A 24,605-nucleotide genomic window follows, 5' to 3' on the forward strand; every position below is an offset into this window, starting at 1 on the left:
GATCAGTGCTGCTGCGGAGAGCGGCCGAACAGCGAGCGGTACAGCTTGCCGTACAGCTCGGTGTTGATCTGGCTCGTGGCGAAGACGTTGCTGCCCGGGCCGTAGGCGAAGATCGGCACGTCGGCGCCGGTGTGGTTGCCGGACAGGTAGGTCAGCCACAGGCTGGCCTCGGGGCTGCCGTCCTTCACGCCCGCCGGGTCCTCCGGCGTACGGAAGGTGGCCGGGCCGAAGTTCTTCGTGTCACCGGAGCCCGCGCCGTTCACGATGCCGCTGGAGCGGACCGGGTCCTTGGCGCCCGAGGAGGAACGCGACGGGACGCTGTTGTTGGCGGGGTTGCCGGAGTCCGTGTTCGACGGCGGGGCGACGGCCTCGGCGTTGGTGTAGGTGCCCTTCTCGATGATGTTGAAGCCGGCGCACTCGTGGTCCGCCGTGACGACCACGAGGGTGTGGCCGTCCTTCTTCGCGAACTCGTAGGCGGCCTTGACCGCGTCGTCGAAGGCCTTGACCTCGTCGAGGGTCTGCGCGGCGTCGTTCGCGTGCGAGCGCTTGTCGATCTGGGCGCCCTCGACCTGGAGGTAGAAGCCCTTCTTCGACTTGCCCCGGTCGTACGAGCCGCCCTTGCTGCGGTCGGTGAGCAGCTGGATCGACTTGCGGGTCATGTCCGCGAGCGTCGGCTCCTGCTTCTGCGGGGCGTCGGCCGGCAGGGCCGCCTTGTTGTGTTCCACGGTCAGGTTGCCGCGGTTGAACAGGCCGATGACCTTCTTGCCGTTGGCCTTGTCCAGGTCGGCCTTGGTGGCGACCTTCTGGCTCGCGGCCGTCTGCGCGGGGAGCTTCGGGTCGCCGAAGTTGCCGAGGACCTGGTAGCCCTGCGCCTGGAGGGCCTTCTGGTCGTCCGGCTCGAAGCGGGCCAGGCCGCCGCCGAGGATGACGTCGGCGGTGCCGTTGCGGGCGATCTGCTCGGCGATCGGGGTGATCAGCGTCTTGTCGGCCGGGGCGGCCTCGTAGGTGCCGTCGTCCTTCTTGGGGAGGCAGGCGGCGTCCGAGTAGGTGGGGCCCTGGCAGCCGCGCAGCAGCGCGTGGCTGTACTGGGCGGCCGGGGTGGCGTCGGTGACCTCGGCGGTGGAGACGTTGCCCGTGGCGAAGCCGGCCGCGTGGGCCTGCTCCATCAGGGTGCCGACCTTCTTCTCGTACGCGTCCACGCCGATGGCCGCGTTGTAGGTCTTCACGCCGGAGCCCCAGGCGGTGGCGGAGCTGGCCGAGTCGGTGACCAGGGCCGGCCGGTTGCTGCCCTTCTCGACGGCGTAGGTGGCGACCGCGCCCGTGGTGGGGAGGGTCTCCATGGTGAGCTTGCCGCCGGCGCCCACGAACCGGTCGCGCGCGGCCGTCACGTGGGTGCGGCCCATGCCGTCACCGAGGAGGTAGATGACGTTCCGGATGTCCTGGTGCGAGTCGCTCTGCTGGGGCGCGGAGTTCGCGGTGACGGCGGTGCCGGCGGCCACGGCGCTGGCTATGGCCAGGACGGTGAGCGTCTTCAACGGTCTGCGGCGCATGTGCGGGAGATTCCCCTCGGGTGTTCGGCACGGTCGCGCCGAACGTAAGAGGGCTGTGTGAACGGGCGGCTACCGCTTGGTATTGCCCGGCCGAACAGGGAGGGCATGACAGGACACCGTCATCACCAGCTCGTTGCCAGCAGATTGCTTGCAATGCGACTACTCTTGTCGCATGGCCACTCTCTACGTGCGTGATCTGTCCGACGAGGCGCTCGCCGAGCTGAAGATACGAGCCGCCCGAAGCCGTCAGTCCCTCCAGGCGTACGCCCGCACCCTGCTGGAGGAGGAAGCCGCCACGCCCTCGATGGAGGACGTGGTCAGCCGGATCCGGGCGCGTGTGTCGGCGCGGCTGAGCGCGGACGAGGTGCTCGCGGACCTGGACGCGGGGCGGCGGCGCGAATGATCGTGATCGACGCGAGCGCGGTCGTCATGCTGGTGGCCGACGCGGGACCGGTCGGTGAAGCACTCAGGGAGCGGGTGCTGGGCGAACGGCTGGCGGCGCCGCACCTGCTCGACGTGGAGGTCGCCCACGCCCTGCTCGGGCGCCACCGGGGAGGCAAGCTCACCGACGGCCAGCTGGACGCCGCCTGGGACGACTTCGCGGCTCTGCCCGTCCGGCGGATGGAGCACCTGCCCGTCCTGCCACGGGTGCGCGAGCTGTACGCCAACCTCTCCGCCTACGACGCCACGTACGTCGCCCTCGCGGAGGGACTCCAGGTCCCTCTGGTCACCTGTGACGCGAGGATCGCACGGTCGGGCAGCCCCCGGTGCAAGATCGAGGTGTTCGGGGCGGCATAGCGAGTGGCCCCCTCCCGGAAGGGAGGGGGCCACTCGCCGGTCTGTCCGCCGGAGGCGTCAGAGCTTTTCGGGGGTGCGGATGCCCAGGAGGGACATGCCCTTGTTCAGGGTGCGGGCGGTCAGGTCGCACAGGAAGAGGCGGTTCTCGACCTGCTCCGGGGTGTCGGCCTTGAGGACCGGGCACTCCGCGTAGAACGTCGTGTAGAGCGAGGCCAGCTGGTACAGGTACGCGGCCAGCTTGTGCGGGGCGTACTCGGACGCGGCCTCCGCCACCAGCTCGCCGAAGCCGTCCAGGTGCAGGCCCAGCGCCCGCTCCGAGGCCGTGAGCTCCAGCTCCGGGTGGGCGGCCGGACGGGCCTCGCCCGCCTTGCGCAGGATGGACTGGATACGGGCGTACGCGTACTGGAGGTACACGGACGTGTCACCGGTCAGCGAGACCATCTGGTCCAGGTCGAACTTGTAGTCGCGGGACGCGGACGTCGACAGGTCGGCGTACTTCACCGCGCCGATGCCCACCTGGGCACCACGCTCGGCGATCTCCTCCTCCGTGAGGTCCTGGGCCTTCTCCCGGACCACGGAGGCGGCCCGCTCCACCGCCTCGTCCAGCAGGTCCACCAGCCGGACCGTCTCGCCCTCACGGGTCTTGAACGGCTTGCCGTCCTTGCCCAGGACCGTGCCGAACGCCAGCTGCACGGCCTTGACGTCCTCGTTCAGCCAGCCGGCGCGGCGGGCCGTCTCGAAGACCATCTTGAAGTGCAGCGACTGGCGGGCGTCGACCACGTAGATGAGGGTGTCCGCCTTCAGGTTGCCCACGCGGTCGCGGATCGCCGACAGGTCGGTCGCGGCGTAGCCGAAGCCGCCGTCCGACTTCTGGACGATCAGCGGCGTCGGGTTGCCGTCCGGGCCCTTGTACTCGTCGAAGAACACGCACAGCGCGCCGTTGGAACGGACGGCCACGCCCGACTCCTCCAGCAGCTTGCAGGTCTCCACCAGCATGTCGTTGTAGCCGGACTCGCCGACCACGTCCGGGTCCTGGATGTCCATGTCCAGCTTGTTGAAGACCGAGTAGAAGTAGATCTTCGACTCGTCCACGAACCGCTGCCACAGGGCGAGGGTCTCCTCGTCGCCCGCCTGGAGGTCCACCACCCGCGCCCGCGCCCGCGTCTTGAACTCCTCGTCGGAGTCGAACAGCGCGCGCGAGGCCTTGTACAGGCGGTTCAGGTTGGACATGGCCTCCTCGCCGGACGCCTCGCCCTCCCCGTCCTTGTGGTCCAGCTCGTGCGGGTGCTCCAGCAGGTACTGGATCAGCATGCCGAACTGGGTGCCCCAGTCGCCGATGTGGTGGCGGCGGACCACCTTCTCGCCCGTGAACTCCAGGATCTCCACCATCGCCGCGCCGATCACGGCCGACCGCAGGTGGCCGACGTGCATCTCCTTGGCCACGTTCGGCTGCGCGTAGTCGATCACCGTGGTGCCGGCGGTCGGGGACAGCGGCACGCCGAGGCGGTCGTCGGCGGCGCGGGCGGCGAGGGTCTTGACGATCGCCTCGTCCGAGACGGTGATGTTGAGGAAGCCGGGGCCCGAGACCTCGATCTCCTTGATCAGGTCACCCGTCGGGATGGCCTCGACCACGGTCGTCGCCAGCTCCCGCGGGTTGGCCTTGGCCTTCTTCGCGAGCGCCAGGATGCCGTTGGCCTGGAAGTCGGCCCGGTCGCTTCGTCGCAGCAGCGGGTCGGTCGCACCGGCCTCCGGCAGGGCGGAGGCGAGGGCGTCCGAGACGCGCTGTTCGACGGAGGAAGCGAGGGAAGGGACCGAGGCCATGAGCTGCCGTTCCTGTGAGGTGGTGCCCGAGTGGGTCTTGGGCGCTTTCGACAAGTGCCGAGTATCCCACGGGGAGGGCGGCGGGTCCTCGGCATATCGGCGCCGTATCACCAGACGGAAGCAACCCCGGAGCGGCCCCGTCCGTCTGGGAGAATGGCCGAAGCCAGCATTCGAGATAGAAGGACGTGTCGTGGCTCAGAGCGCGCAGAGCAACACAGAGACCGACTGGGTCTCCCGTTTCGCGGACGAGGTCATCGCCGAGGCGGAGCGCCGAGCCCCGGGCAAAACGATCGTCGTCGCGTCCGGCCTGTCCCCCTCGGGCCCGATCCACCTGGGCAACCTGCGCGAGGTCATGACCCCGCACCTGGTCGCGGACGAGATCCGCCGCCGGGGCCACGAGGTCCGCCACCTCATCTCCTGGGACGACTACGACCGCTACCGCAAGGTCCCCAAGGGCATCCCCGGCGTCACCGAGGAGTCGCACGCCCGGCACATCGGCCGCCCGCTGACCTCCGTGCCCGCCCCCGAGGGCTCCTCGTACCCGAACTGGGCCGAGCACTTCAAGGCCGCCATGGTCGCCTCCCTGGCCGAGCTGGGCGTCGAGTACGACCCCATCAGCCAGACCGAGCAGTACACCTCCGGCGCCTACCGCGACCAGGTCCTGTTCGCGATGAAGCACCGCGCCGACATCGACGCCGTCCTCGACCAGTACCGCACCAAGCAGAAGCCGGGCGGCAAGAAGCCCCAGCAGAAGCCCCTCGACGAGGCCGAGATCGAGGCCGCCGAGGGCTCCGGCGCCGCGAACGAGGACGACGGCAGCGCCGAGGGCGCCGAGTACTTCCCGTACAAGCCCTACTGCGGCCAGTGCGACAAGGACTTCACCAAGGTCACGGCCTACGACGACGAGACCACCGAGCTGACCTACGTCTGCACCGAGGACCAGTTCACCGAGACCGTCAAGCTGTCGGAGTTCAACCGCGGCAAGCTGGTCTGGAAGGTCGACTGGCCCATGCGCTGGGCCTACGAGGGCGTCGTCTTCGAGCCCTCGGGCGTCGACCACTCCTCCCCGGGCTCCTCCTTCCAGGTCGGCGGCCAGATCGTCGGCCTCTTCGGCGGCGAGCAGCCCATCGGCCCGATGTACGCCTTCGTCGGCATCAGCGGCATGGCCAAGATGTCGTCCTCGAAGGGTGGCGTCCCCACCCCGGCCGACGCGCTGAAGATCATGGAGCCGCAGCTGCTGCGCTGGCTCTACGCCCGCCGCCGTCCCAACCAGTCCTTCAAGATCGCCTTCGACCAGGAGATCCAGCGGCTGTACGACGAGTGGGACAAGCTGGAGGGCAAGGTCGCCGACGGCTCCGTGCTGCCGGCCGACGCCGCCGCGCACGCCCGCGCCGTCCGCGTCGCCTCCCACGAGCTGCCGCGCACCCCGCGCCCGATGCCGTACCGCACCCTCGCGTCGGTCGTCGACATCACCGCCGGGCACGACGAGCAGACGCTCCGGATCCTCTCCGACCTGGACCCGTCGCAGCCGCTGACCTCCCTTGAGGACGTCCGCCCGCGCCTGGACCGCGCCGAGAACTGGATCACCACCCAGGTCCCGGCCGACCAGCGCACCCTCGTCCGCGAGGAGCCCGACGCCGAGCTGCTCGCCTCCCTCGACGAGGACGGCCGCCGCTCCCTGGCCATGCTGCTGGAGGGCCTCGACACCCACTGGTCGCTCGACGGGCTCACCACCCTCGTCTACGGCGTCCCGAAGGTCATGGCGGGCCTGGAGCCCGACGCCAAGCCGACGCCGGAGCTGAAGGTCGCCCAGCGCGAGTTCTTCGCCCTGCTCTACCGCCTGCTCGTCACCCGCGAGACCGGCCCCCGCCTGCCCACGCTGCTGCTCGCGGTCGGCGCGGACCGGGTGCGGGCGCTGCTCGCCGGCTGAGGCACCGGTCGAACGGCAAGGGCCCGCACTCCCGGATCACCGGGGGTGCGGGCCCTTCCGCGTGCGAGGGTCAGATGAACTTGTTCTCCAGGTCGCGCTGGTAGCGCTGCTTCAGCGCCGGCAGCATGGCGTCGATCACCGAGACGCTGTCCGGGTGCGAGAACCCGTAGTTCGCGGAGAGCGCCTGGTCCAGCTGCTGGGCGGTCGGGTGGCCGCCGTTCGCCTCCACGTGCGCGTGGTAGGCCTCGTACGCCGCCTCCTCGAACTTCTCCTGGTCGAGGACGTCGTGCGCCTCGTCGGACTCGGCCACCCCGGTGGGGGCCTCCGGGGAAGGCTGCTCCTCCGGGCCCGCCGGGGGCATCACCGGGGTCGGCTCCAGACCCTCGACGTACTGCGGGTTGTAGCCGCCCTCGTACATCGCCTGCGGAGCCTTCGGCCCGGCGAACCAGGCGCTGTCGTGCGCGGCCGGCATGGCCTCCGGAGCCACCGCGAACGGCTGCGGCGCGTGGGCGAGCTTCGCCTGCCCCAGCCGCGCCGCGGCCCGGTCCAGCCCCTCCCACTGCTCGGGAACGACGGCCCCCTCGGCGCCCTCGGCCCCCTCGGGCTCCACGAGACCCTCGGGCCCCTGCGGCCCCGCGACCCCGGCGGCGGCCTGCGGAGCCACGGCCCCGGCCGGAGCCGGCACCGCCGCGGCGACGCCCTGACCGGCCCCCGGCGCCACCGGCAGCGCCGGCGCGGCACCCGCCTGCGGACCGGCCGCCGCCACCGCCGCCGGCCCGGCGACCGCCACGGCCTGCGGCCCGGCGACCGCGGGAGCCACGGCCGGACCGGCCACCGCCGCCGGAGCCACGGCCTGCGGACCGGTCACCGCCGCCGGAGCCGCCGTGACGGCCGGAGCCTGCGCGACCGCCGCCGGAGGCAGCAGCACCGGGTCGATACCCGCCGCCGCCAGCCCCTCCGGCGCCGTCTGCGCCAGCGGCACACCGATCCGCGCCAGCCGCAGCGGCATCAGCGCCTCCACCGGCGCCTTCCGCCGCCACGCCCGCCCGAACCGGGCCTGGAGCCGCGCCTGGTAGATCAGCCGGTCCTGCTCCATCCCGACCGCCTGCTCGTACGAACGCAGCTCCCACAGCTTCATCCGCCGCCACAGCTTGAACGTCGGCACGGGAGACAGCAGCCAGCGGGTGATCCGCACCCCCTCCATGTGCCGGTCCGCGGTGATGTCCGCGATCCGGCCCACGGCGTGCCGCGCCGCCTCCACCGTCACCACGAACAGCACCGGGATCACCGCGTGCATGCCCACGCCCAGCGGATCCGGCCAGGCCGCGGCACCGTTGAACGCGATCGTCGCCGCGGTCAGCAGCCAGGCCGTCTGCCGCAGCAGCGGGAACGGGATCCGGATCCACGTCAGCAGCAGGTCCAGCGCGAGCAGCACGCAGATGCCCGCGTCGATACCGATCGGGAACACCAGAGAGAAGCTGCCGAAGCCTTTCTTCAACGCCAGCGCACGGACCGCGGCGTACGAACCCGCGAAACCGATCCCCGCGATGACGAGCGCTCCGGCGACCACGACACCGACCAGAATCCGGTGCGTACGAGTCAGCTGCATCGCGGCCACTCGCGATCCCCTCCCCTTGCGAAGCTACAGGCAGGCACAGCGTACGGGTGACCCTGCGTCACCCGCGCCGCAGACCCCTACTGCTTCGGCGAGGCCGACCCCGACGGGGAGGCGGAAGCCGAAGCGGAAGCCGACGGGGACTCGCCGCCGGAAGGCGCCTGGTCGCCGCCGCCGTTGGCCACCGAGGTCACGACCTCCTTGGCCGCGGCGATCGCGTCCTGCAGCATCTTGCCCTGGTCCGGCGCGCCCGCGCCCTCGTAGGCGGCACCGTTGAAGTCGAGGGTCACCACGACGTTCTGGGTGCGGGCCACGATGGTGGTGTTGAAGAAGTCGACGTCCTTCTTGACCCCGTAGACCACGGACGTGCTCTGGTCACCGACCCCGTCGGCCTTCTCGACCTTGACGTCGTGCGCGTCCTTGGTGGTCTTCGCGAGCTCGATCTGCTTGTTGTACTGCTCCTCCGCGCGCTTGTTCCCGCTGCCCAGGGAGGCGTGCGAGTCGTAGCGCACCAGGGACACGGACAGCCAGCGGTACTGCGAGCCCTTCGTGCCGTCCGTCTCCAGACCGTTCCAGGAGCAGCTGGCGCGGTTGGCGAGGTCGTTCGACTTGGCGGCCGTGCCGTTCTTGTCCTTCGCGTCGTGGACGAGGGACTCGACCGTCTTGGCGGGGACCGCCTTGCAGGGGTCCGGCAGCTTCTCGAACGCCACCTTCTCCAGCGAGGTCGAGCCCTTCGTACCCGGCTTGGACGAGGAGGACGAGGAGGACTTCTTGCCGGAATCCGAGCCCGAGGAGGACTTCCCCGAGTCGGAGGAGCAGCCGGCGACGGTGAGGATCACCGGGACGGCTGCGCAGGCGAGAACGCGGGTGAGGCGCGAGGCTGATCGGTGCATGGTTCCTTCAGACGTTGGGGACATCTCGGTGCTTCGGGGTCGTGCTTCAGGGGTGTGGGACTCCCGCAACGGTAGCCCGATCCGGAGCGGGCCTGCTGTGCGCGCCGTCACGCCGGCACTCACTCGCTGAAGCGCTCCGCCAGGGCCTCGGCCAACTGACGGGTCTTGTCCTGCGTTTCCGCGGCCGGCGGGACCTTGCCCGGAGCGGAGGGCTGGACGCTGTACTCGACGGTGACGATCACGTTCGAGGTCCGGAACACGATCCGCACGGTGCGGGCCTGCGCGGCGGTGGCCCCGGCCGCCCCCAGCTTGTCCTCCAGGAACCCCTCGCTCCCGAGCCCCTCCAGCACCCGCGAACCGAGCTCGGGGGAGCCGGTGGGGGAAGGGGAGGGGGTGGCGGCGCCGGTGGCGGCCGGCGCCTGCGGGCCCCCGGTGGCCGGCCCGGCGCCGGTGCTCGGACCGGATCCGGGGCTGGGGCTGGTGGACGTGGTGGACGTGGTGGACGGGCCGGGGGAGGGCAGGTGCGCGTCCGTCAGCCGGCGCAGGTAGACCTGGCGCGCCTTGTCGTCGTCGCTCGCGGCGGCGCGGTCGTACGAGACCACCCGCTCGAAGGTGACCGACAGCAGCAGGGCCGCCTCGGGCGTCTGGGTGTTCCAGCGGCAGCCGACGTGCCGGTCGGCGTCGTACGAGGGCTCGGCCGTCCCGGCGTAGAGCTGCTCGCGCTGCTCGGTGGTGAGGGAGTCGGAGGCCGGGAGCAGGGCCCGCAGCCGCTTGCCGTCGACGGCCTTGCAGGGCTGGGGGAGGCTGCGGTACTTGCCGGGCTGCGCGGGGGCGGCGCTGCCGCCGCCGTTCTTCTGGTCGCTGGTGATCCCGATCCCGCTGCCGCCGGTGCAGGCGGTCGCGCCGGCCGCGAGCGCGGTGAGCATCGCGATGCCCGGCAGGAATCGACGGCGTACCCGTGTCCGCGTGCGCTCCACGTCACCCATCGGCTTCACTCGCTCCCCTGACTTCCTTGGCGTCCTCGGGAAAATCCGTTGCCGCGACTCGGACACGGATGGACACAATGTCTATCGCACACGTTGGTGCCGGCGCCGGTTCCCTGTCTGGTTTGGGGGTATGAGCGCGGCTTTTCGCGTACTCCTACCTTTCTGCTGATTTCCGGGGGATTGTTCTGTTATGTCGTATGTAGAGGTGCCTGGGGCGAACGTCCCGATCAGGATGTGGACGGACCCGGCGTCGGTCGAGGACAGCGCCATGCGGCAGCTGCAGAACACCGCCGGACTCCCGTGGATCAAGGGCCTGGCCGTCATGCCGGACGTCCATTACGGCAAGGGCGCGACGGTCGGCTCGGTGATCGCGATGAAGGACGCGGTGTGCCCGGCGGCGGTGGGCGTGGACATCGGCTGCGGCATGTCGGCGGTCAAGACCTCCCTCACGGCGAACGACCTGCCGGGCGACCTGTCGAAGCTCCGGTCGCGGATCGAGCAGGCGATTCCCGTGGGGGCGGGGATGCACCGGGAGGCGGTGGATCCGGGGAGGCTGTACGGGTTCTCGGAGACCGGGTACGCGGACCTCTGGAAGCGCTTCGACTACATCGCCGACGCGCTCAAATTCCGTCAGGACCGTGCGGTGAAGCAGATCGGAACGCTCGGATCCGGAAATCATTTCATCGAGTTCTGTCTCGATGAGTCGGGTTCGGTCTGGCTGATGCTGCACTCCGGCTCGCGCGGCATCGGCAACGAGCTCGCGGCGCACCACATCGGCGTGGCCCGGGGCCTGGCGCACAACCAGAACCTGGTCGACCGGGACCTGGCCGTCTTCCTCGCCGCCACCCCGGAGATGGAGGCGTACCGCAACGACCTCTTCTGGGCGCAGGAGTACGCCAAGTACAACCGGGCGGCGATGATGAGCCTGTTCAAGGAGGTCGTCCGGCGGGAGTTCCGCAAGGCGAAGGTCTCCTTCGAGCAGGAGATCAGCTGCCACCACAACTACGTGGCGGAGGAGCGGTACGACGGCATGGACCTGCTGGTCACCCGCAAGGGCGCGATCCGCGCCGGCAGCGGGGAGTACGGGATCATCCCCGGCTCGATGGGCACCGGCTCGTACATCGTGAAGGGTCTCGGGAACGAGATGTCCTTCAACTCCGCCTCGCACGGTGCGGGCCGCAAGATGAGCCGCACGGCTGCGAAGAAGCGGTTCTCCGCGCGGGACCTGGCGGAGCAGACGCGGGGCGTGGAGTGCCGGAAGGACTCGGGGGTCGTGGACGAGATCCCCGGGGCCTACAAGTCGATCGAGCAGGTCATCGACCAGCAGACCGACCTGGTGAAGGTCGTGGCGAAGCTGAAGCAGGTCATCTGCGTCAAGGGCTGACGGGGCGCGGGGGTCCGGACCGGCTGCGGTCCGGGCCCCTTCGCGCGCGCCGTCCGCTCCTCATTCGCCGTCGAGGAGGAGGTCCACCGGGAGGTCGAGCGTCACGCCGACGGATTCGGGGAGGGGGACGGACCCGTCGCGCTTGTAGGGCTCGCGGGAGCGGTATGTGCCGCCCCGCGGCTCGGTGTGGAGGACCGCCTCGCCGTGGTGGCGGTCGGCCACTAGGTAGACGGGGATGCCGGCCTGGGCGTAGCAGGCGGCCTTGATGTCCAGGTCGTCGGACCAGTGGTCTCCGGTGACCTCCAGGACCATGCGGAAGGCGGCGGGTGCGTAGCAGTGCTCGCGCGGCTCGGATTCCATGAAGGTCTGTTCGACGACGGAGAAGTCGGGAACGGCGTAGTCCTCGGGCCCGGAGGGCAGCCACAGGCCGAGGCCCTGGAGGTGGCTGAGGCCCGCCGCGCGCGCTCCGGCGGCGTGGAATGCCTCGGTCAGTCTGGTCAGGATGAGCGCGTGGGTTCCATCGTCGTGCGGTGTCGCGGTGAGCCGCCCCTGGAGGATCTCCACGCGGTGGCAGGGGAGGTCTCTGGTGAGACGGTCGGCGGCGGCTGCGATGTTCACGGCCTCAGAGTGGCGAGGTGGCGAGTCGGCGGTGGAGTTCCCGGCGGTTTTCACCCGTACGGGCCCGCCTGGCACGGGTGAGGCGTAACTTCCGCTTGTCGCACGGGGGTTGACGGTCGGAGTTGGTCTAGACCAAGGTGGGCGGCATGGGGAGAACTCGTGTGTTCGTCGCCGCTTTCGCGGCGTTGTCGCTGGGGGTCGGGGTCGGGGGGTCGGCTCAGGCCGCCGTGGGGTTGCCGCCCGTCGTGGCGCATGTGCCGACGTCCGAGAAGGTCGTGTTCATCACCATCGACGACGGGTGGACGCATGACGCCGAGGCGGCCCGGACGCTCGTCGAGAAGAGGGTGCCCGCGTCGCTGTTCCTGTTGCCGGGGGCCACCGACTACGACACCGGCTACTTCACCGACCTGGTCGACACGGGGCGGGTCGCGGTGGAGAACCACACCGTCAACCATCCCGATCTGACCACCCTCGACGCCGCCGGGAAGGACGCCGAGGTGTGCGGGGCCGGGGAGCGGCTGGAGGGGACGTTCGGGAAGGTGCCGAAGCTCTTGCGGCCGCCGTTCGGGGCCGTGAACGACGAGGTGCGGCTGGCGGCCAAGGCGTGCGGGGTGAAGGCGCTGGTCACCTGGACGTACGACTTCACCACCTGGAGCCAGACGCCCCCGACCCCGCAGCTCAAGGGCGGGGACGTCGTGCTGCTGCACTTCACGCCGACGCTCGCGGCGGACCTGGACCGGGCGCTGGGTGCGGCCAGGGCCGCGGGGCTGAAGCCCGCGCCCCTGATGCCGTACCTGAGGAGTGCCGGGCTGGTCTAGAGCTCGCGGTGGACCTTCGTGTTCGAGGCCTGGGCGCGGGGGCGGACCACGAGGAGGTCGATGTTGACGTGGCTGGGGCGGGTCACCGCCCAGGTGATGGTGTCGGCCACGTCGTCGGCGGAGAGGGGGTGCGCGACGCCCGCGTACACCTTCTCCGCCTTCTCCGCGTCGCCGCGGAAGCGGGTGGTGGCGAACTCCTCGGTCTTGACCATGCCGGGGGCGATCTCGATCACCCGGACCGGCTGGCCGACGATCTCCAGGCGGAGGGTCTCGGCGAGGACGCGGGCGCCGTTCTTGGCGGCGACGTAGCCCGCGCCACCCTCGTAGGTGGCGTGGCCGGCGGTGGAGGAGAGGACGACGACCGTGCCGTCGCCGGAGGCGACCAGCGCGGGGAGCAGCGCCTGGGTGAGGTTGAGGGTGCCGATGACGTTGACCTCGTACATCGTGCGCCAGTCGGCCGGGTCGCCGGTGGCGACGGGCTCGGCGCCGATGGCGCCACCGGCGTTGTTGACGAGCACGTCGCAGCGCGCGAGGGAGGCGGCGAAGGCGTCGACGGCGGGGCGGTCGGTGACGTCGAGGGCGTGGGCGGTGGCCTCGTGCCCGGCGGCGGTGAGCTCGGCGGCGAGGGCCTCGATGCGGTCCTTGCGGCGGGCCGTGAGGACGACGTGGTAGCCGGCGGCGGCGAGCTGACGGGCGGTGGCCGCGCCGATTCCGCTGCTCGCGCCGGTGACTACGGCGGTTCGGGTGGCCGTGCGCGGCGTGCTCATGGGCGGGGCTCCTCGTTCGGTCGCTCGTGGCGGGGTGTGCGTGTGCGTGTGCGTTCGTCCGTGTGGGTTGCGTGCGGACGTTCGTCAGCATAGGCCGGGGGGCTGACGGGGCGCGTGCGGGAGCGGTGGCGAATGGGGGTGGGCTCGCCCTCGTTCGTGTGATGGTCCGATCAGCGGTTCGCCGGGGTGGTTACCGTCCGCGCGAGGAGGTGGTGGCGGTGCGCCGTGGTGCCGTGCGGAGTGTGGTGGTGGCGGGCTTGATGGTGCTGGCCGGGGCCGGGCCGGCGGGTGCGGCGGGTGGGGCGGGGGCCGGGCCGGAGGCGGACGTGGCGTACCACGGGCGGGTGTCCTTGCAGCGGGGGCAGCTGCGGGTGTGGCTGGTGCCGCGGAACGAGGGGCCGTCGGGGCTGGCGAACGCGACGGTGCGGTTGCGGCTGTCGGCGGACCTGGCGGACGCGCAGGAGCTGGCCGCGGGGTGTGCGCGGGCGGGGGAGCGCGAGGTGGTGTGCGAGACGGGGCCGCTGCCCGAGCACGGGCGGGGGCGGCACATCGGGTTGGTGCTGGGGTTGCGGGAGCGGCCGGCCGAGGTGGCGGTGCGGATCGACACCTGGTGGAACGGCGGGGCGGCGGACCGCAACCACGGCAACGACGAGCACGTGGTGCTGGCGCTGGACACCGGGGACGCCTACGCGTTCTGAGGCGTCAGCCGCCGGCGGCGCCGAATTCGGCGAGGGCCTCGTCGACGATCCGCTCCAGGCGGGAGTGGTGGGCGCCGCGCCAGTAGACGCGTTCGCAGTCGGTGCACTGGGCGAAGACGTCGTACGAGCGCTGCGTGCCGTGCTCCAACCGGTCGCCCACGCTGTCCTTGTCGGCCGCGTGGAGGGGCCCGTTGCAGGCGGTGCAGCGGGTCCAGGGGGCGAGGGCGGGGGCGAACCGGCCCAGGACGTCGCGGAGTTGCTCGTCGGGGTTGTCGCTGTAGACGTAGGCGCCGGCGAAGATCTCGCGGCGCCGCAGCAGTCCGCGGTCGCGGGAGAGCAGGACGCGGCTCTCGGCGGCGGACCGGGTGGCGAGGGCGGGGTCGCCGGGGTCCTCGTTGTCGTAGGCGGCGTCGACGCCGAGGAGGCGCAGGCGGCGCGCGAGGGTGCCGAGGTGGACGTCGAGGAGGAAGCGCAGCGGGGCGCCGGGGACCTGCTGGGGGCGGTCGACGCCGAACACCTCGACGGACTGGCCGGCCCGGGGCACGTACGAGACGGGCACCTGGCGGCCGTCGACGAGGAGGCGGCCCACCTCGGTGAGCGGGACTCCGGCGGATTCGACGACGTGTCCGAGGCTGGAGGCGCCGTCGGTGGCGGTCGGTACGCGGTCCACGCGCCGGCTGGGCGGCGCGAAGAGGCGCAGTTCGGGGGCGAGGGTGAGTTCGATGCCGGGGCCGTTCACGGTCCCAGCATGCCATCGGGGGTGGGGGTGGCGCGGCCGAATTAACGACCTTCGTCGTAGGCCTGGCGGTGGGCGCTGACCTCGTCGAAGTGGTTCTCGGCCCAGAGCTTGACGGAGGAGAGGAGGCAGCCGAGGCTGCCGCCGAGTTCGGTCAGGCGGTAGTCGACGCGGACGGGGACGGAGGCGGTGACGGAGCGGGTGACGATGCCGTCGCGTTCGAGGGAGCGGAGGGTCTGGGTGAGCATCTTCTGGCTGACGCCGGGGATCTTGCGGCCGATCTCGCTGTAGCGCATGGAGCCGTTCTCGGCGCCGCCGAGGGCGCTGAGGACGAGCCCGACCCATTTGTCGCTGATGCGGGCCAGGAGCTGGGAGGTGGGGCACTCCTTGACGAAGGCGTCGTAGGCGGCGCGGGCGTCCTCGCGGCGGGCGGCGGCGGTCTGGGTGGCCATGGGGCCCCACTTCCGGGTCGGGTACGCACCTTCGAGTGCGTACTTACGGAAAGAGAGTACCTCTCCCTAAGTTAGTGGTCATCGGAACGAGCGAACGGGGAGAGACGATGACGGGGATCGAGACCATGCGGGCCGTGGTGGTGGACGCCTTCGGCGGGCCGGAGCAGGTGCGGGTGGCCGAGGTGGAGCTGCCGCGCCCGGCGGCCGGGCAGGTCCGGGTACGGGTCCGTGCCGCCGGGGTGAATCCGGTGGACGGGGCGGTGCGCGCGGGCGTCTTCGGCGGGGCCGGGCAGCGGATCGGGCTCGGCTGGGACGTGGCGGGGGAGATCGACGAGGTCGGGGCGGGGGTGGACGGGTGGACTCCCGGCCGCCGGGTGGTCGGGCTGCACTACGGCACGGTCAAGCCGCTCGGTACGCACGCCGAGTACGCGGTGCTGGACGCCTCGGCGGTGGCGGCGGCGCCCGGGTCGGTCGACCCGGCCGCGGCGGCGGCGCTGCCGCTGAGCGGGCTGACGGCCGCGCGTGCGCTGGCCCTGCTGGGGCTGGCCGAGGGGGACTCGGTGCTGATCACCGGCGCGGCCGGGTCGGTGGGCGGCATCGCCGTCCAGCTGGCGGCGCGGGCCGGGCTGGTGGTGACGGCCCTCGCGGGGGAGGGGGACGAGGCGCTCGTACGGTCCCTGGGCGCGAAGGAGTTCGTCCCGCGCGGGTCGGCTCCCGCCGCGCAGGTCGACGGGGTGCTGGACGCGGCGGTGCTGGGGGCGGCCGCGCTGGGGTTCGTGCGGGACGGGGGTGCGTACGTGGGACTGATCCCGGGGGCGGCGCCGGGCGCGGAGCGGGGGGTGCGGGTGGTGGAGCAGGAGGTCGCGGCCGACGGTGCGGAGCTGGCGCGGCTGGTCGCCCTGGTCGACGAGGGCGCCCTGACCCTCCGCGTGGCCCGCACGTTCGACCTCGCGGAGGCGGCGGCCGCGCACGCGGCCCTCGCCGAGCCGGGCACGCGGGGGCGCGTGGTCCTCACGGTCGCCTGACCGGGCCGGGCCGGGCGGGGCGGGGCCGGGGCGGGCGGGGCGGGGGGCCGCTGCGCGGAGCCGTCTCCCCGCCCCGCCCTTCACCCGTTCTCTGTGGGGGCTCCGCCCCCAGGCCCCCCGCGCCTCAATCGCCGGTGGGGCTGGTTTTCGGCTCGGCCCGGCGTTCAGCCGCGGCCGGTCGCCCGCTCCGCGCCCGGTATCGGGGTCCGGGGCCGGCCCCGGCGCCGTCGGCCGTCACGGCCAGACGAGGCAGTACGCCTGGTGGCCGTTCTCGTGGAGGCGGTGGGAGAAGTCCTGCCATTCGTGGAGCAGCTGGTAGACGTTGAAGGCGTCGCGCGGACCGCCCCGGTCGGGGACCGTCGACCAGATGAAGGCGGCCGCGCCGACCGACTCCTCGCCCACGTCGCGCAGCGGGTCGACCACCGTCATCGGCAGCTTGACGACCGCGTAGTCCGGGTGCAGGACGACCAGCTCCAGCGGCGGCACCTTGTGCAGCGGTATGCCCTCGATGCCGGTGAGGACCATCGCGGCCATCGTCTCCGGCTTGATCTTGGTGAACATGCCGCCCATGCCGAGCTCGTCGCCGCCGAGCTCCTCGGGCCGCATCGTCACCGGCACCCGTGCGGCGGTCGCGCCGTCGGGGGCGCCGAAGTACTTGTAGGTCACGCCCATGCCGCGGCCGCCCTTGGGGGTGCCGTCCGGGTCCTCGGCGTCGGGGGAGCCCGCGGCGCCGGCGGTGCGCTCGGGGCGGCCCCGGCCGTCCTTGCGCGACCGGCCCTCCGGGCGCTCCGCCCCGTCCCGGCGGTGAGGGCCGCCGTCGCGCCGGTCCGGCCCGCCCGGCCGCTCGGTGCCGTCCGGATCCGCGCCACCCGCACGCCCCGTCACGTCCCGCCGCTCCGACCCGCCGGCACGGTGGGCGCCGTCCCGCGGGGCCGTGCCGCCCGGTCGCTCCGTGCCGCCCGTGCGCTCCGGTGCACCCGGCCGCTCCGCGCCGCCCCGGCGCTCTGCGGCGTCCCGGTCGGGCGGGGTGTCGTGGTGGTGGTCCGGGTCCTCCGGGGTGCGGCCGGGGCCGGAGGCCTCCGCGGCTTCCGCGGCGCGTCGGTGCTTGCCTCGGCGGCGGGCCTCGCGGGCGCGCTGCGGGTCCAGGCCGTCCGTACCCTCGCCCGGTCCACCACCGCGTTGCATATCTCCACCCGACTGGTATTGCCTGCACCGGCTTCGCGGCCCCCGCCACGCAGCCTGATCATCATGGCAGTGACCTCCCCCGAGGCGGCGCGGTGAAACGCCCCTCCGCAAGTCTGTCGCGGCCTCTGAGACCATGGCTGGTGTGAGCTACCCGTACCCGTATGAAGCCCCAGTTTCGCAGACGCTCTTCGAGCGCGCGTCCCTCGTGACCCCCGGCGGCGTGAACTCTCCCGTCCGCGCCTTCCGTGCCGTGGGCGGTACGCCCCGGTTCATGGTGTCCGGTACCGGTCCCTACCTGACCGATGCCGACGGGCGCGAGTACGTCGACCTGGTCTGCTCGTGGGGGCCGATGATCCTCGGCCACTCCCACCCCGAGGTGATCGAGGCCGTCCAGGCCGCCGTCGCCCGCGGCACGTCCTTCGGCACGCCCGGCGAGGGCGAGGTCGCCCTCGCCGAGGAGATCGTCGCCCGGATCGAGCCCGTCGAGCAGGTGCGCCTGGTGTCCTCCGGCACCGAGGCGACCATGTCGGCGATCCGGCTGGCCCGCGGCTTCACCGGTCGCGCCAAGGTCGTCAAGTTCGCCGGCTGCTACCACGGTCACGTCGACGCGCTGCTGGCCGCCGCCGGTTCCGGCCTGGCGACCTTCGCCCTGCCCGACACCCCCGGCGTGACGGGCGCGCAGGCCGGCGACACGATCGTGCTCCCCTACAACGACCTCGACGCGGTGCGGGCGGCGTTCGCCGCGCACCCCGGTGAGATCGCCTGCGTGATCACCGAGGCCGCCCCGGGCAACATGGGCGTGGTCACCCCGCTGGACGGCTTCAACCAGGGTCTCGCCGACCTCTGCCGCGAGAACGGCGCGCTGTACATCTCCGACGAGGTGATGACCGGTTTCCGCACCTCGCGGGCCGGCTGGTACGGGGTCGACGGCGTCAAGCCCGACCTGATGACCTTCGGCAAGGTCATGGGCGGCGGCTTCCCGGCGGCGGCCTTCGGCGGCCGCGCCGACGTCATGGGCCACCTGGCCCCGGCCGGTCCGGTCTACCAGGCGGGCACGCTCTCCGGTAACCCGGTCGCCACCGCCGCCGGTCTGGCGCAGCTGCGGCTGCTGGACGACGCGGCGTACGCGAAGGTCGACGCGGTGTCGAAGGAGATCCAGGGCCTGGTGACGGGCGCGCTGGCCAAGGAGGGCGTGGCGCACCGGCTGCAGACGGCCTCCAACATGTTCTCCGTCTTCTTCACCCCGGACGAGGTCCGCGACTACGACGACGCGAAGAAGCAGGAGGGCTTCCGCTTCAACGCGTTCTTCCACTCGATGCTGTCGCAGGGCGTCTACCTGCCGCCGTCGGCGTTCGAGTCCTGGTTCGTGTCCACCGCCCACGACGCGCGCGCGATCGAGCGCGTCGCGGCGGCGCTGCCCGCCGCCGCCCGAGCCGCCGCGGAGGCGACCGCATGAGCGACATCACCGTCGTCCACGTAGTGCGGCACGGCGAGGTCCACAACCCCGACGGGGTCCTGTACGGGCGCCGGGCCGGCTACCACCTCTCCGAGCTGGGCCGGCAGATGGCCGACCGGGTCGCCGAGCACCTCCAGGACCGGGACGTCACCCACGTGGTGGCCTCGCCGCTGGAGCGGGCGCAGGAGACGGCCGCGCCGATCGCCAAGGCGCACGGCCTGGAGCTGGCCACCGACGGCCGGCTGATCGAGGCGGGCAACGTCTTCGAGGGCAAGACCTTCGGCGTCGGTGACGGGGCGCTGCGCAAGCCGGGCAACTGGAAGCACCTGACGAACCCGTTCAAGCCGTCGTGGGGCGAGCCGTACGTGGAGCAGGTCGTGCGGATGATGAGCGCGATCGAGGCGGCGCGGGACGCGGCGCGCGGGCACGAGGCGGTGGCGGTCAGCCACCAGCTGCCGATCTGGATCGTGCGGAGCTTCGCGGAGAAGCGCCGGCTGTGGCACGACCCGCGGCGCCGGCAGTGCACGCTCGCGTCGCTGACCTCGTTCACGTACCAGGACGACAAGCTGGTGTCGGTGGGCTACAGCGAGCCGGCGCGGGACCTGGTCCCGGCGCACCTGCTGGCCGGTGCGAAGCCGGTGAAGGGGAAGTCGAAGGCGTTCGGGGCCTAGGTCGCGGTCGGCGGCGGGGGGTGCCGAAGATCGGCAAATCGCTCATGCGAAACTTTTCACATGAGCCTTAGCCGCGCCCCCCGCCGCAGCCGCTCGACCAGCGGCCGCGCCCTCCTGCTGACTGCGGTGACCCTCGCGAGCGCCCTGACCCTGACGGCGTGCGACGACAGCAGCAGCAAGTCGTCCGGGTCCGCGGGCGGCAACTACGTGACGGGTCCCAGCGGCATCTCCACCGTCGCCGCGGGTGACCGGACCGAGGCGCCGAAGCTGGACGGTCCCACCGTCGACGGCAAGACGCTGGACACCACCACCCTCAAGGGCAAGGTCGTCGTCCTCAACGTCTGGGGCTCCTGGTGCCCGCCCTGCCGGGCCGAGGCCCCGTACTTCGCCCAGGTGTCCAAGGAGCTGGGCGACGCCGGCAAGGACGTCGCGTTCGTCGGGATCAACACCCGCGACAACAGCACACAGAACGCGGCGGCCTTCGAGCAGAACTTCGGGATCACCTACCCGAGCCTGTACGACCCGGACGGCAAGCTGATGCTGCGCTTCCCCAAGGGCACGCTGAACGCGCAGTCGATCCCGTCCACGATCGTCCTCGACAAGCAGGGCCGGATCGCGGCCCGCACGCTGGCCGCGATCAACGACAAGCAGCTGCGTTCGATGATCGACCCGCTCCTCGCGGAGCAGTGACCTCGTGGTCGTCGAGCACCTCCTCGCCGCCGAGTCGACCGGCGTGAACGGCACCGTCCTCAACGGCGCCCTGCTGCTGGCCCTGCCCCTGGCCCTGCTGGCCGGGCTGGTCTCCTTCTTCTCCCCCTGCGTCCTGCCGCTGGTCCCCGGCTACCTGTCCTACGTGACGGGTGTCGGCGGGGCCGACCTCGCCGAGGCCCGGCGGGGGCGGATGCTGGCGGGCGCGAGCCTGTTCGTCCTCGGTTTCACGGCCGTCTTCGCCTCCACCGGCGCGCTGTTCGGCTTCTTCGGGGACTCCCTCGCCGACAACCGGGAGGTCATCTCCCGGGTGCTGGGCGGCGTGGTGATCCTGATGGGTTTCTTCTTCCTGGGGTGGATCCCCGGCCTGACGATGCGCGAGTTCCGCTTCCACCGGAAGCCGGCCGCCGGACTGGTCGGGGCGCCGCTGCTCGGCGTGTTGTTCGGCGTCGGCTGGAGCCCCTGCATGGGGCCGACGCTGGCGGCGGTCAACACGCTGTCGATGCAGCAGGCGACCGCGGGCCGAGGGGCCCTGCTCACCGTGGTGTTCTGCCTGGGACTGGGCCTGCCGTTCATCTTCACGGCGCTGGCCTTCCGCAAGGCGCTCGGCGCGTTCGGCTGGGTGAAGAAGCACTATGCGTGGGTGATGCGCATCGGCGGCGGCATGCTGATCCTGACCGGTCTGCTGCTCGTCACAGGAATGTGGGCCGGCATCGTGGACGACATGCGGAGCTGGACCGACGGCTTCTCGGTCGGGATCTGAGGGACTACACGCACATGAGTACGACCGACAAGGCGCCCGCCGAGGCGCCGAACGAGGACGAGGCCGCCCGCGCGCAGCTGTCCACGGCCCCCGTCGAGGACGGCCCCGCCGCCCCCGTCGGCCTCGGGGTCGTCGGCTGGGCCCGATGGTTCTGGCGGCAGCTCACCTCCATGCGGGTGGCGCTGATCCTGCTGTTCCTGCTGTCCCTCGGCTCCATCCCCGGCTCCCTCATCCCGCAGACCCAGGTCGACGCGATGAAGGTCGCGGAGTGGAAGAAGACCCACGGGTTCTGGGTGCCGGTCGCCGAGAAGCTCCAGCTGTTCGACGTCTACAGCTCGGTGTGGTTCTCCGCGATCTACATCCTGCTGTTCGTGTCGCTGATCGGCTGCATCGTGCCGCGCACCTGGCAGTTCGTCGGCCAGCTCACCGGCCGCCCGCCGGGTGCGCCGCGCCGGCTGGACCGGCTGCCGGCGTACGCGACGTGGCGTACGGACAAGGACCCGGAGGAGGTCCTCGCGTCCGCGAAGGGGCTGCTCGGCGGGCGCCGCTTCCGTACCGAGGCCTCCGGCGGCGCGGTCGCCGCCGAGAAGGGCTACCTGCGCGAGGCCGGGAACCTGGCCTTCCACATCGCCCTGATCGTGATGCTCGTGGCGTTCGCGTGCGGGCAGCTGTTCAAGTCCGAGGGCGGCAAGCTCGTGCTGCGCGGCAAGGGCTTCTCGAACACGCTGACCCAGTACGACGACTTCAAGTCCGGCAGCCTCTTCTCCGCCGACGACCTCGTGCCGTTCTCGTTCACCCTGGACAAGTTCGACGCCAGCTACGAGAAGGCCGGCCCCCAGAAGGGCACCGCCCGCGACTTCAAGGCGTACGTCACCTACCGCGACGGCGCCGAGGGCGCGCCGAAGAAGGCGGAGATCGAGGTCAACAAGCCGCTGGAGGTCGACGGCTCGAAGGTCTACCTCCTCGGCCACGGCTACGCCCCGGTCATCTCGGTCACCGACCCGGCCGGCAAGGTGGTCTACCGCGACGCCGTCCCGATGCTGCCCTTCGACGGCAACCTCAGCTCGTCGGGCGCCGTGAAGGTGCCGGACGGCTACGTCAACAAGAACGGCGACAAGGAGCAGCTCGGCTTCAACGCCATGTTCGTGCCGACGTTCGCGGGCGCCGGCAAGGGCACGATGCTCTCCCAGTTCCCGGACCTGAACTTCCCGGTCCTCGCCCTCAGCGCCTACCACGGCAGCCTGGGCATGGACTCGGGTCTGCCGCAGAACGTGTACCAGCTGAACACCTCCAAGATGCAGGAGTTCAAGGACCCGGAGGGGCAGCTGTTCAAGCAGCGGCTGCTCCCCGGCGAGACGATGACCCTCCCCGACGGCGCCGGCACGGTGAAGTTCGAGGGCATCGAGCGCTGGGCCACCTTCTCCGTCACCCACCAGCCCGCCTCCGGGCTGGCCCTCGGGGGCGCCGTGATCGCCATCGGCGGTCTGGCCGCGTCCCTGTTCGTCCAGCGCCGCCGGATCTGGGTCCGTGCGGTGCGCGGTGCGGACGGCGTGACCGTCGTCGAGATGGCGGGCCTGGGCCGCAGCGAGTCCGCGAAGCTCCCCGAGGAGCTCTCGGCGCTCTCCGCCGCCCTCTACGAGACGGCGCCGAGCCCGGCGGAGGCCGGGCCGGCGCAAGACGGGCCGGCGGAAGCCGACACCACAACAGAAGAAGAAGGGGAGCGCGCATGACGCTGCTCGCGGCGGCCACGAACGAGAGCCTCGCCGATCTCAGCAACAAGCTGGTCTACGCGTCGATGGCGGTCTACATGCTCGCCTTCTTCGCGCACATCACGGAGTGGGTGTTCGGCAGCCGCAGCAAGGTGGGCCGTACGGCCGCCGCGCTGACCCCGGCGGCCGCGGCCGCCTCGGCGCCCGCCGTGCAGGTGCGGACCAAGGGCGGCGGCACGGCCGTCCTGGACAAGCCGAAGGTCGTCACCCGCGCCGCCTCCGGCGCCCGTGACGTCCCGGACGGTCCCGGCGCGGCCGGCGGCACCGAGAAGGGCGACCTGTACGGGCGCATCGCGGTCTCGCTGACCGTCCTCGGCTTCCTCATCGAGGCCTCGGGCGTGGTCTCGCGCGCGCTGTCGGTGGAGCGGGCCCCCTGGGGCAACATGTACGAGTTCAACCTGACGTTCTCCACGGTCGCGGTCGGCGCCTACCTGGCGCTGCTGGCGCTGAAGAAGAACGTCCGCTGGCTCGGCCTGATCCTCGTCACCTCGGTCCTGCTGGACCTGGGCATCGCCACCACCTGGCTGTACACCGCCAGCGACCAGCTGGTCCCGGCCCTGCACTCGTACTGGCTGTGGATCCACGTCTCCACCGCCATCTTCTGCGGCGCCGTCTTCTACATCGGTGCGGCCGGCGCGGTCCTCTACCTGTTCCGCGACAGCTACGAGAGCGACCTGGAGGCCGGGAAGACCCCGGGCCGTTTCCGCACCTCGGTGCTGGAGCGGATGCCGTCGGCGGCCACCCTCGACAAGTTCTCGTACCGCATCAACGCGGCCGTCTTCCCGCTGTGGACGTTCACCATCGTCGCGGGCGCGATCTGGGCCGGAGACGCCTGGGGCCGCTACTGGGGCTGGGACCCCAAGGAGGTCTGGTCGTTCGTGACCTGGGTGGCGTACGCCTGCTACCTGCACGCGCGCGCCACCGCCGGCTGGAAGGGCCGCAAGGCCGCCTACCTGGCGCTGTTCGCCTTCGCCTGCTGGATCTGGAACTACTACGGCGTGAACATCCTGCTCAGCGGCAAGCACTCCTACGCGGGCGTCTGACGCCGGTCGGTGGGACGCTGGTGGTATGTCTCCTGTGAGCCATGCCACCAGCGAGCCGCGCGGCCCCGGCCGCTGGCTGCTGCGCTTCGAGCTGCACGTCCCCTACGCCTACGAGGCCCTGTGGCCCGTACTGACCACCGGTGACGGGCTGCGCACCTGGCTGGCCGCCGCCGACGTGCTGGAACGCAGGCTCGGCGGGGCCGTCACCCTGCGCTGGCTGAACTCCGGCACCACGGTGTCGGGGGAGGTCACGGCCTGGGACGCCGAGCGGGTGGTGGAGTACACGGTCTCCGAGCACGGCCGGATGCGCTTCCACCTGGAGCCCGTCGGCACCGACTCGACGGTGATCCGCTTCCTGGACGAGCGCGAGGGCTCCGACGCCGAGCGCCTGGACTGCCTGGCCGGCTGGCACGACCACTTCGAACTGCTGGAGGCCGCCCTCGCCGGGCACCCGGCGGACTGGCCGTCCTGGACCGACGCCCGCTGGGCCGAGCTGAGGGCCTCGTACGCGGCCTAGCCCTGGCCGTCGCGGCCCTTGTCGTCCTTGTCCTTCTCCCCGTCCCCGTCCCCGTCGTCGTCCTTGCGCAGCGAGCGCAGGAACTCGGGGTTGTCGTCGGGCGCCACCCACTGCGTACGGCGCGTCCGGCCGCCCCCGGCGAAGCCCCCGCCGAAGCCGCCCGCGCCGCCGGCCGCCGTGCGCTTCTTGCCGGCGAACAGCCACACCACCGGGCCGACGATCGAGAACAGCAGGATGATCATCACCCACACCCCCTTCGGGAGGCTCTTGACCTCCTCCTCCGGGGTGTTCAGGCAGTCGATGAAGGCATAGATGGTCAGCGCGATGATCAGCAGGAACGGCAGATAGCGCAGCACGGTGTGGGACCGACTCCCGGGCAGTGGCGGCGGGCCCGCACGGGGC

The 24,605-nt window shown here is 71.8% G+C and carries 25 protein-coding genes; 14 read left to right on the forward strand and 11 right to left on the reverse strand.

All coding sequences use genetic code 11. The features are described 5' to 3' along the window. Positions 1-2 precede the first annotated feature (2 nt). Positions 3-1,550 (reverse strand): alkaline phosphatase, encoded by a 1,548-nt coding sequence (locus ACFVXK_RS14805; protein WP_389611907.1) that lies wholly within the window; start codon positions 1,548-1,550, stop codon positions 3-5. A gap of 172 nt (positions 1,551-1,722) precedes the next feature. Between ACFVXK_RS14805 and ACFVXK_RS14810 the strand changes: the two genes are divergently transcribed. Together ACFVXK_RS14810 and ACFVXK_RS14815 are read left to right on the forward strand one after the other, a co-directional pair. Next, the gene (locus ACFVXK_RS14810; RefSeq protein WP_385528273.1) at positions 1,723-1,953 is read left to right on the forward strand and encodes an antitoxin; all 231 of its coding nucleotides are present in this window, start codon (positions 1,723-1,725) and stop codon (positions 1,951-1,953) included. Continuing rightward, on the forward strand, positions 1,950-2,348 hold the full coding sequence (locus tag ACFVXK_RS14815; protein WP_389611908.1) for a type II toxin-antitoxin system VapC family toxin: 399 nt from the start codon (positions 1,950-1,952) through the stop codon (positions 2,346-2,348). Before ACFVXK_RS14810 ends, ACFVXK_RS14815 begins: the two co-directional genes overlap by 4 nt. A 57-nt stretch (positions 2,349-2,405) precedes the next feature. Here the strand turns inward: ACFVXK_RS14815 and argS are convergent, their stop codons facing one another. Further along, positions 2,406-4,169: an arginine--tRNA ligase gene (argS, locus tag ACFVXK_RS14820; RefSeq protein WP_389611949.1), complete on the reverse strand. Its 1,764-nt coding sequence runs from the start codon at positions 4,167-4,169 to the stop codon at positions 2,406-2,408. A 190-nt stretch (positions 4,170-4,359) separates the two neighbouring features. Here argS and lysS point away from each other — a divergent pair, with 190 nt between their 5' ends. Further along, complete coding sequence (gene lysS, locus ACFVXK_RS14825; RefSeq protein WP_389611910.1) at positions 4,360-6,099, forward strand: lysine--tRNA ligase; 1,740 nt, start codon at positions 4,360-4,362, stop codon at positions 6,097-6,099. A 70-nt stretch (positions 6,100-6,169) separates the two neighbouring features. Here the strand turns inward: lysS and ACFVXK_RS14830 are convergent, their stop codons facing one another. The 3 genes from ACFVXK_RS14830 to ACFVXK_RS14840 form a co-directional block, all read right to left on the reverse strand. Next, entirely contained in the window at positions 6,170-7,717 is a 1,548-nt protein-coding gene (locus tag ACFVXK_RS14830) for a DUF2637 domain-containing protein (RefSeq protein WP_389611911.1), read from the reverse strand. Between the two features lie 77 nt (positions 7,718-7,794). Further along, positions 7,795-8,607: a DUF3558 family protein gene (locus ACFVXK_RS14835; protein ID WP_389611912.1), complete on the reverse strand. Its 813-nt coding sequence runs from the start codon at positions 8,605-8,607 to the stop codon at positions 7,795-7,797. A gap of 119 nt (positions 8,608-8,726) precedes the next feature. After that, on the reverse strand, positions 8,727-9,593 hold the full coding sequence (locus ACFVXK_RS14840) for a DUF3558 domain-containing protein (RefSeq protein ID WP_389611913.1): 867 nt from the start codon (positions 9,591-9,593) through the stop codon (positions 8,727-8,729). Positions 9,594-9,783: 190 nt separating this feature from the next. On the opposite strand from ACFVXK_RS14840, the gene ACFVXK_RS14845 reads away from it, so the two are divergent. Next, complete coding sequence (locus ACFVXK_RS14845; protein ID WP_389611914.1) at positions 9,784-10,977, forward strand: RtcB family protein; 1,194 nt, start codon at positions 9,784-9,786, stop codon at positions 10,975-10,977. Positions 10,978-11,037: 60 nt separating this feature from the next. On the opposite strand, the gene ACFVXK_RS14850 is transcribed toward ACFVXK_RS14845, so the two are convergent. Beyond that, a complete protein-coding gene (locus ACFVXK_RS14850) occupies positions 11,038-11,595 on the reverse strand; it encodes a Uma2 family endonuclease (protein WP_389611915.1) in 558 nt (185 codons plus the stop codon). Positions 11,596-11,741: 146 nt separating this feature from the next. On the opposite strand from ACFVXK_RS14850, the gene ACFVXK_RS14855 reads away from it, so the two are divergent. Next, positions 11,742-12,413, forward strand: a complete 672-nt coding sequence (locus ACFVXK_RS14855; RefSeq protein ID WP_389611916.1) for a polysaccharide deacetylase family protein — start codon at positions 11,742-11,744, stop codon at positions 12,411-12,413. Here ACFVXK_RS14855 and ACFVXK_RS14860 read toward each other — a convergent pair. Then, positions 12,410-13,180, reverse strand: coding sequence for an SDR family NAD(P)-dependent oxidoreductase (locus ACFVXK_RS14860; protein ID WP_389611917.1), 771 nt, complete (start codon positions 13,178-13,180; stop codon positions 12,410-12,412). The genes ACFVXK_RS14855 and ACFVXK_RS14860 overlap by 4 nt on opposite strands. Before the next feature lie 248 nt (positions 13,181-13,428). Here ACFVXK_RS14860 and ACFVXK_RS14865 point away from each other — a divergent pair, with 248 nt between their 5' ends. After that, positions 13,429-13,878, forward strand: a complete 450-nt coding sequence (locus ACFVXK_RS14865) for a hypothetical protein (protein WP_389611918.1) — start codon at positions 13,429-13,431, stop codon at positions 13,876-13,878. Between the two features lie 4 nt (positions 13,879-13,882). Here the strand turns inward: ACFVXK_RS14865 and ACFVXK_RS14870 are convergent, their stop codons facing one another. Together ACFVXK_RS14870 and ACFVXK_RS14875 are read right to left on the reverse strand one after the other, a co-directional pair. Then, on the reverse strand, positions 13,883-14,617 hold the full coding sequence (locus ACFVXK_RS14870; RefSeq protein WP_389611919.1) for a Mut7-C RNAse domain-containing protein: 735 nt from the start codon (positions 14,615-14,617) through the stop codon (positions 13,883-13,885). 41 nt (positions 14,618-14,658) lie between these two features. Beyond that, positions 14,659-15,066: a winged helix-turn-helix transcriptional regulator gene (locus ACFVXK_RS14875; RefSeq protein ID WP_389611920.1), complete on the reverse strand. Its 408-nt coding sequence runs from the start codon at positions 15,064-15,066 to the stop codon at positions 14,659-14,661. A 125-nt stretch (positions 15,067-15,191) separates the two neighbouring features. Between ACFVXK_RS14875 and ACFVXK_RS14880 the strand changes: the two genes are divergently transcribed. Next, positions 15,192-16,091, forward strand: a complete 900-nt coding sequence (locus ACFVXK_RS14880) for an NADP-dependent oxidoreductase (protein WP_389611950.1) — start codon at positions 15,192-15,194, stop codon at positions 16,089-16,091. A 234-nt stretch (positions 16,092-16,325) separates the two neighbouring features. Here ACFVXK_RS14880 and ACFVXK_RS14885 read toward each other — a convergent pair whose 3' ends face one another. After that, a complete protein-coding gene (locus ACFVXK_RS14885; RefSeq protein WP_045949392.1) occupies positions 16,326-16,763 on the reverse strand; it encodes a hypothetical protein in 438 nt (145 codons plus the stop codon). 646 nt (positions 16,764-17,409) lie between these two features. On the opposite strand from ACFVXK_RS14885, the gene hemL reads away from it, so the two are divergent. From hemL to ACFVXK_RS14920, 7 genes are read left to right on the forward strand one after another with little or no spacing between them, the layout of a single operon-like run. Continuing rightward, positions 17,410-18,732: a glutamate-1-semialdehyde 2,1-aminomutase gene (gene hemL, locus ACFVXK_RS14890; RefSeq protein ID WP_389611921.1), complete on the forward strand. Its 1,323-nt coding sequence runs from the start codon at positions 17,410-17,412 to the stop codon at positions 18,730-18,732. Beyond that, complete coding sequence (locus tag ACFVXK_RS14895) at positions 18,729-19,403, forward strand: histidine phosphatase family protein (protein WP_389611922.1); 675 nt, start codon at positions 18,729-18,731, stop codon at positions 19,401-19,403. Before hemL ends, ACFVXK_RS14895 begins: the two co-directional genes overlap by 4 nt. 60 nt (positions 19,404-19,463) lie before the next feature. Then, positions 19,464-20,093, forward strand: a complete 630-nt coding sequence (locus ACFVXK_RS14900) for a TlpA family protein disulfide reductase (RefSeq protein ID WP_389611923.1) — start codon at positions 19,464-19,466, stop codon at positions 20,091-20,093. Positions 20,094-20,097: 4 nt separating this feature from the next. After that, positions 20,098-20,874: a cytochrome c biogenesis CcdA family protein gene (locus ACFVXK_RS14905; protein WP_389611924.1), complete on the forward strand. Its 777-nt coding sequence runs from the start codon at positions 20,098-20,100 to the stop codon at positions 20,872-20,874. 14 nt (positions 20,875-20,888) lie between these two features. Beyond that, a complete protein-coding gene (locus ACFVXK_RS14910) occupies positions 20,889-22,604 on the forward strand; it encodes a cytochrome c biogenesis protein ResB (protein ID WP_389611925.1) in 1,716 nt (571 codons plus the stop codon). Further along, the gene (gene ccsB / locus ACFVXK_RS14915; protein WP_389611926.1) at positions 22,601-23,686 is read left to right on the forward strand and encodes a c-type cytochrome biogenesis protein CcsB; all 1,086 of its coding nucleotides are present in this window, start codon (positions 22,601-22,603) and stop codon (positions 23,684-23,686) included. The genes ACFVXK_RS14910 and ccsB overlap by 4 nt, the downstream gene beginning before the upstream one ends. Before the next feature lie 25 nt (positions 23,687-23,711). Beyond that, positions 23,712-24,203, forward strand: a complete 492-nt coding sequence (locus ACFVXK_RS14920) for an SRPBCC domain-containing protein (RefSeq protein WP_389611927.1) — start codon at positions 23,712-23,714, stop codon at positions 24,201-24,203. Here ACFVXK_RS14920 and ACFVXK_RS14925 read toward each other — a convergent pair. Further along, entirely contained in the window at positions 24,200-24,559 is a 360-nt protein-coding gene (locus ACFVXK_RS14925; protein WP_389611928.1) for a PLD nuclease N-terminal domain-containing protein, read from the reverse strand. The two genes, ACFVXK_RS14920 and ACFVXK_RS14925, sit on opposite strands and share 4 nt — an antisense overlap. Positions 24,560-24,605 lie beyond the last annotated feature (46 nt).

This window comes from Streptomyces sp. NPDC058157, from assembly GCF_042884105.1.
Lineage (GTDB): Bacteria > Actinomycetota > Actinomycetes > Streptomycetales > Streptomycetaceae > Streptomyces.

Excerpts from the sequence above, each read along its gene's own strand:
- ACFVXK_RS14845 (WP_389611914.1), top strand. The coding sequence starts at position 9,784 with ATGTCGTATGTAGAGGTGCCTGGGGCGAACGTCCCGATCAGGATGTGG.
- ACFVXK_RS14805 (WP_389611907.1), bottom strand. The coding sequence starts at position 1,550 with ATGCGCCGCAGACCGTTGAAGACGCTCACCGTCCTGGCCATAGCCAGC.
- ACFVXK_RS14835 (WP_389611912.1), bottom strand. The coding sequence starts at position 8,607 with ATGCACCGATCAGCCTCGCGCCTCACCCGCGTTCTCGCCTGCGCAGCC.
- ccsB (WP_389611926.1), top strand. The coding sequence starts at position 22,601 with ATGACGCTGCTCGCGGCGGCCACGAACGAGAGCCTCGCCGATCTCAGC.
- ACFVXK_RS14840 (WP_389611913.1), bottom strand. The coding sequence starts at position 9,593 with ATGGGTGACGTGGAGCGCACGCGGACACGGGTACGCCGTCGATTCCTG.
- ACFVXK_RS14920 (WP_389611927.1), top strand. The coding sequence starts at position 23,712 with ATGTCTCCTGTGAGCCATGCCACCAGCGAGCCGCGCGGCCCCGGCCGC.
- ACFVXK_RS14855 (WP_389611916.1), top strand. The coding sequence starts at position 11,742 with ATGGGGAGAACTCGTGTGTTCGTCGCCGCTTTCGCGGCGTTGTCGCTG.
- ACFVXK_RS14875 (WP_389611920.1), bottom strand. The coding sequence starts at position 15,066 with ATGGCCACCCAGACCGCCGCCGCCCGCCGCGAGGACGCCCGCGCCGCC.
- ACFVXK_RS14815 (WP_389611908.1), top strand. The coding sequence starts at position 1,950 with ATGATCGTGATCGACGCGAGCGCGGTCGTCATGCTGGTGGCCGACGCG.
- ACFVXK_RS14900 (WP_389611923.1), top strand. The coding sequence starts at position 19,464 with ATGAGCCTTAGCCGCGCCCCCCGCCGCAGCCGCTCGACCAGCGGCCGC.
- ACFVXK_RS14885 (WP_045949392.1), bottom strand. The coding sequence starts at position 16,763 with ATGGGCGTGACCTACAAGTACTTCGGCGCCCCCGACGGCGCGACCGCC.
- ACFVXK_RS14895 (WP_389611922.1), top strand. The coding sequence starts at position 18,729 with ATGAGCGACATCACCGTCGTCCACGTAGTGCGGCACGGCGAGGTCCAC.
- ACFVXK_RS14910 (WP_389611925.1), top strand. The coding sequence starts at position 20,889 with ATGAGTACGACCGACAAGGCGCCCGCCGAGGCGCCGAACGAGGACGAG.
- argS (WP_389611949.1), bottom strand. The coding sequence starts at position 4,169 with ATGGCCTCGGTCCCTTCCCTCGCTTCCTCCGTCGAACAGCGCGTCTCG.
- ACFVXK_RS14810 (WP_385528273.1), top strand. The coding sequence starts at position 1,723 with ATGGCCACTCTCTACGTGCGTGATCTGTCCGACGAGGCGCTCGCCGAG.
- ACFVXK_RS14880 (WP_389611950.1), top strand. The coding sequence starts at position 15,192 with ATGCGGGCCGTGGTGGTGGACGCCTTCGGCGGGCCGGAGCAGGTGCGG.
- ACFVXK_RS14860 (WP_389611917.1), bottom strand. The coding sequence starts at position 13,180 with ATGAGCACGCCGCGCACGGCCACCCGAACCGCCGTAGTCACCGGCGCG.
- hemL (WP_389611921.1), top strand. The coding sequence starts at position 17,410 with ATGGCTGGTGTGAGCTACCCGTACCCGTATGAAGCCCCAGTTTCGCAG.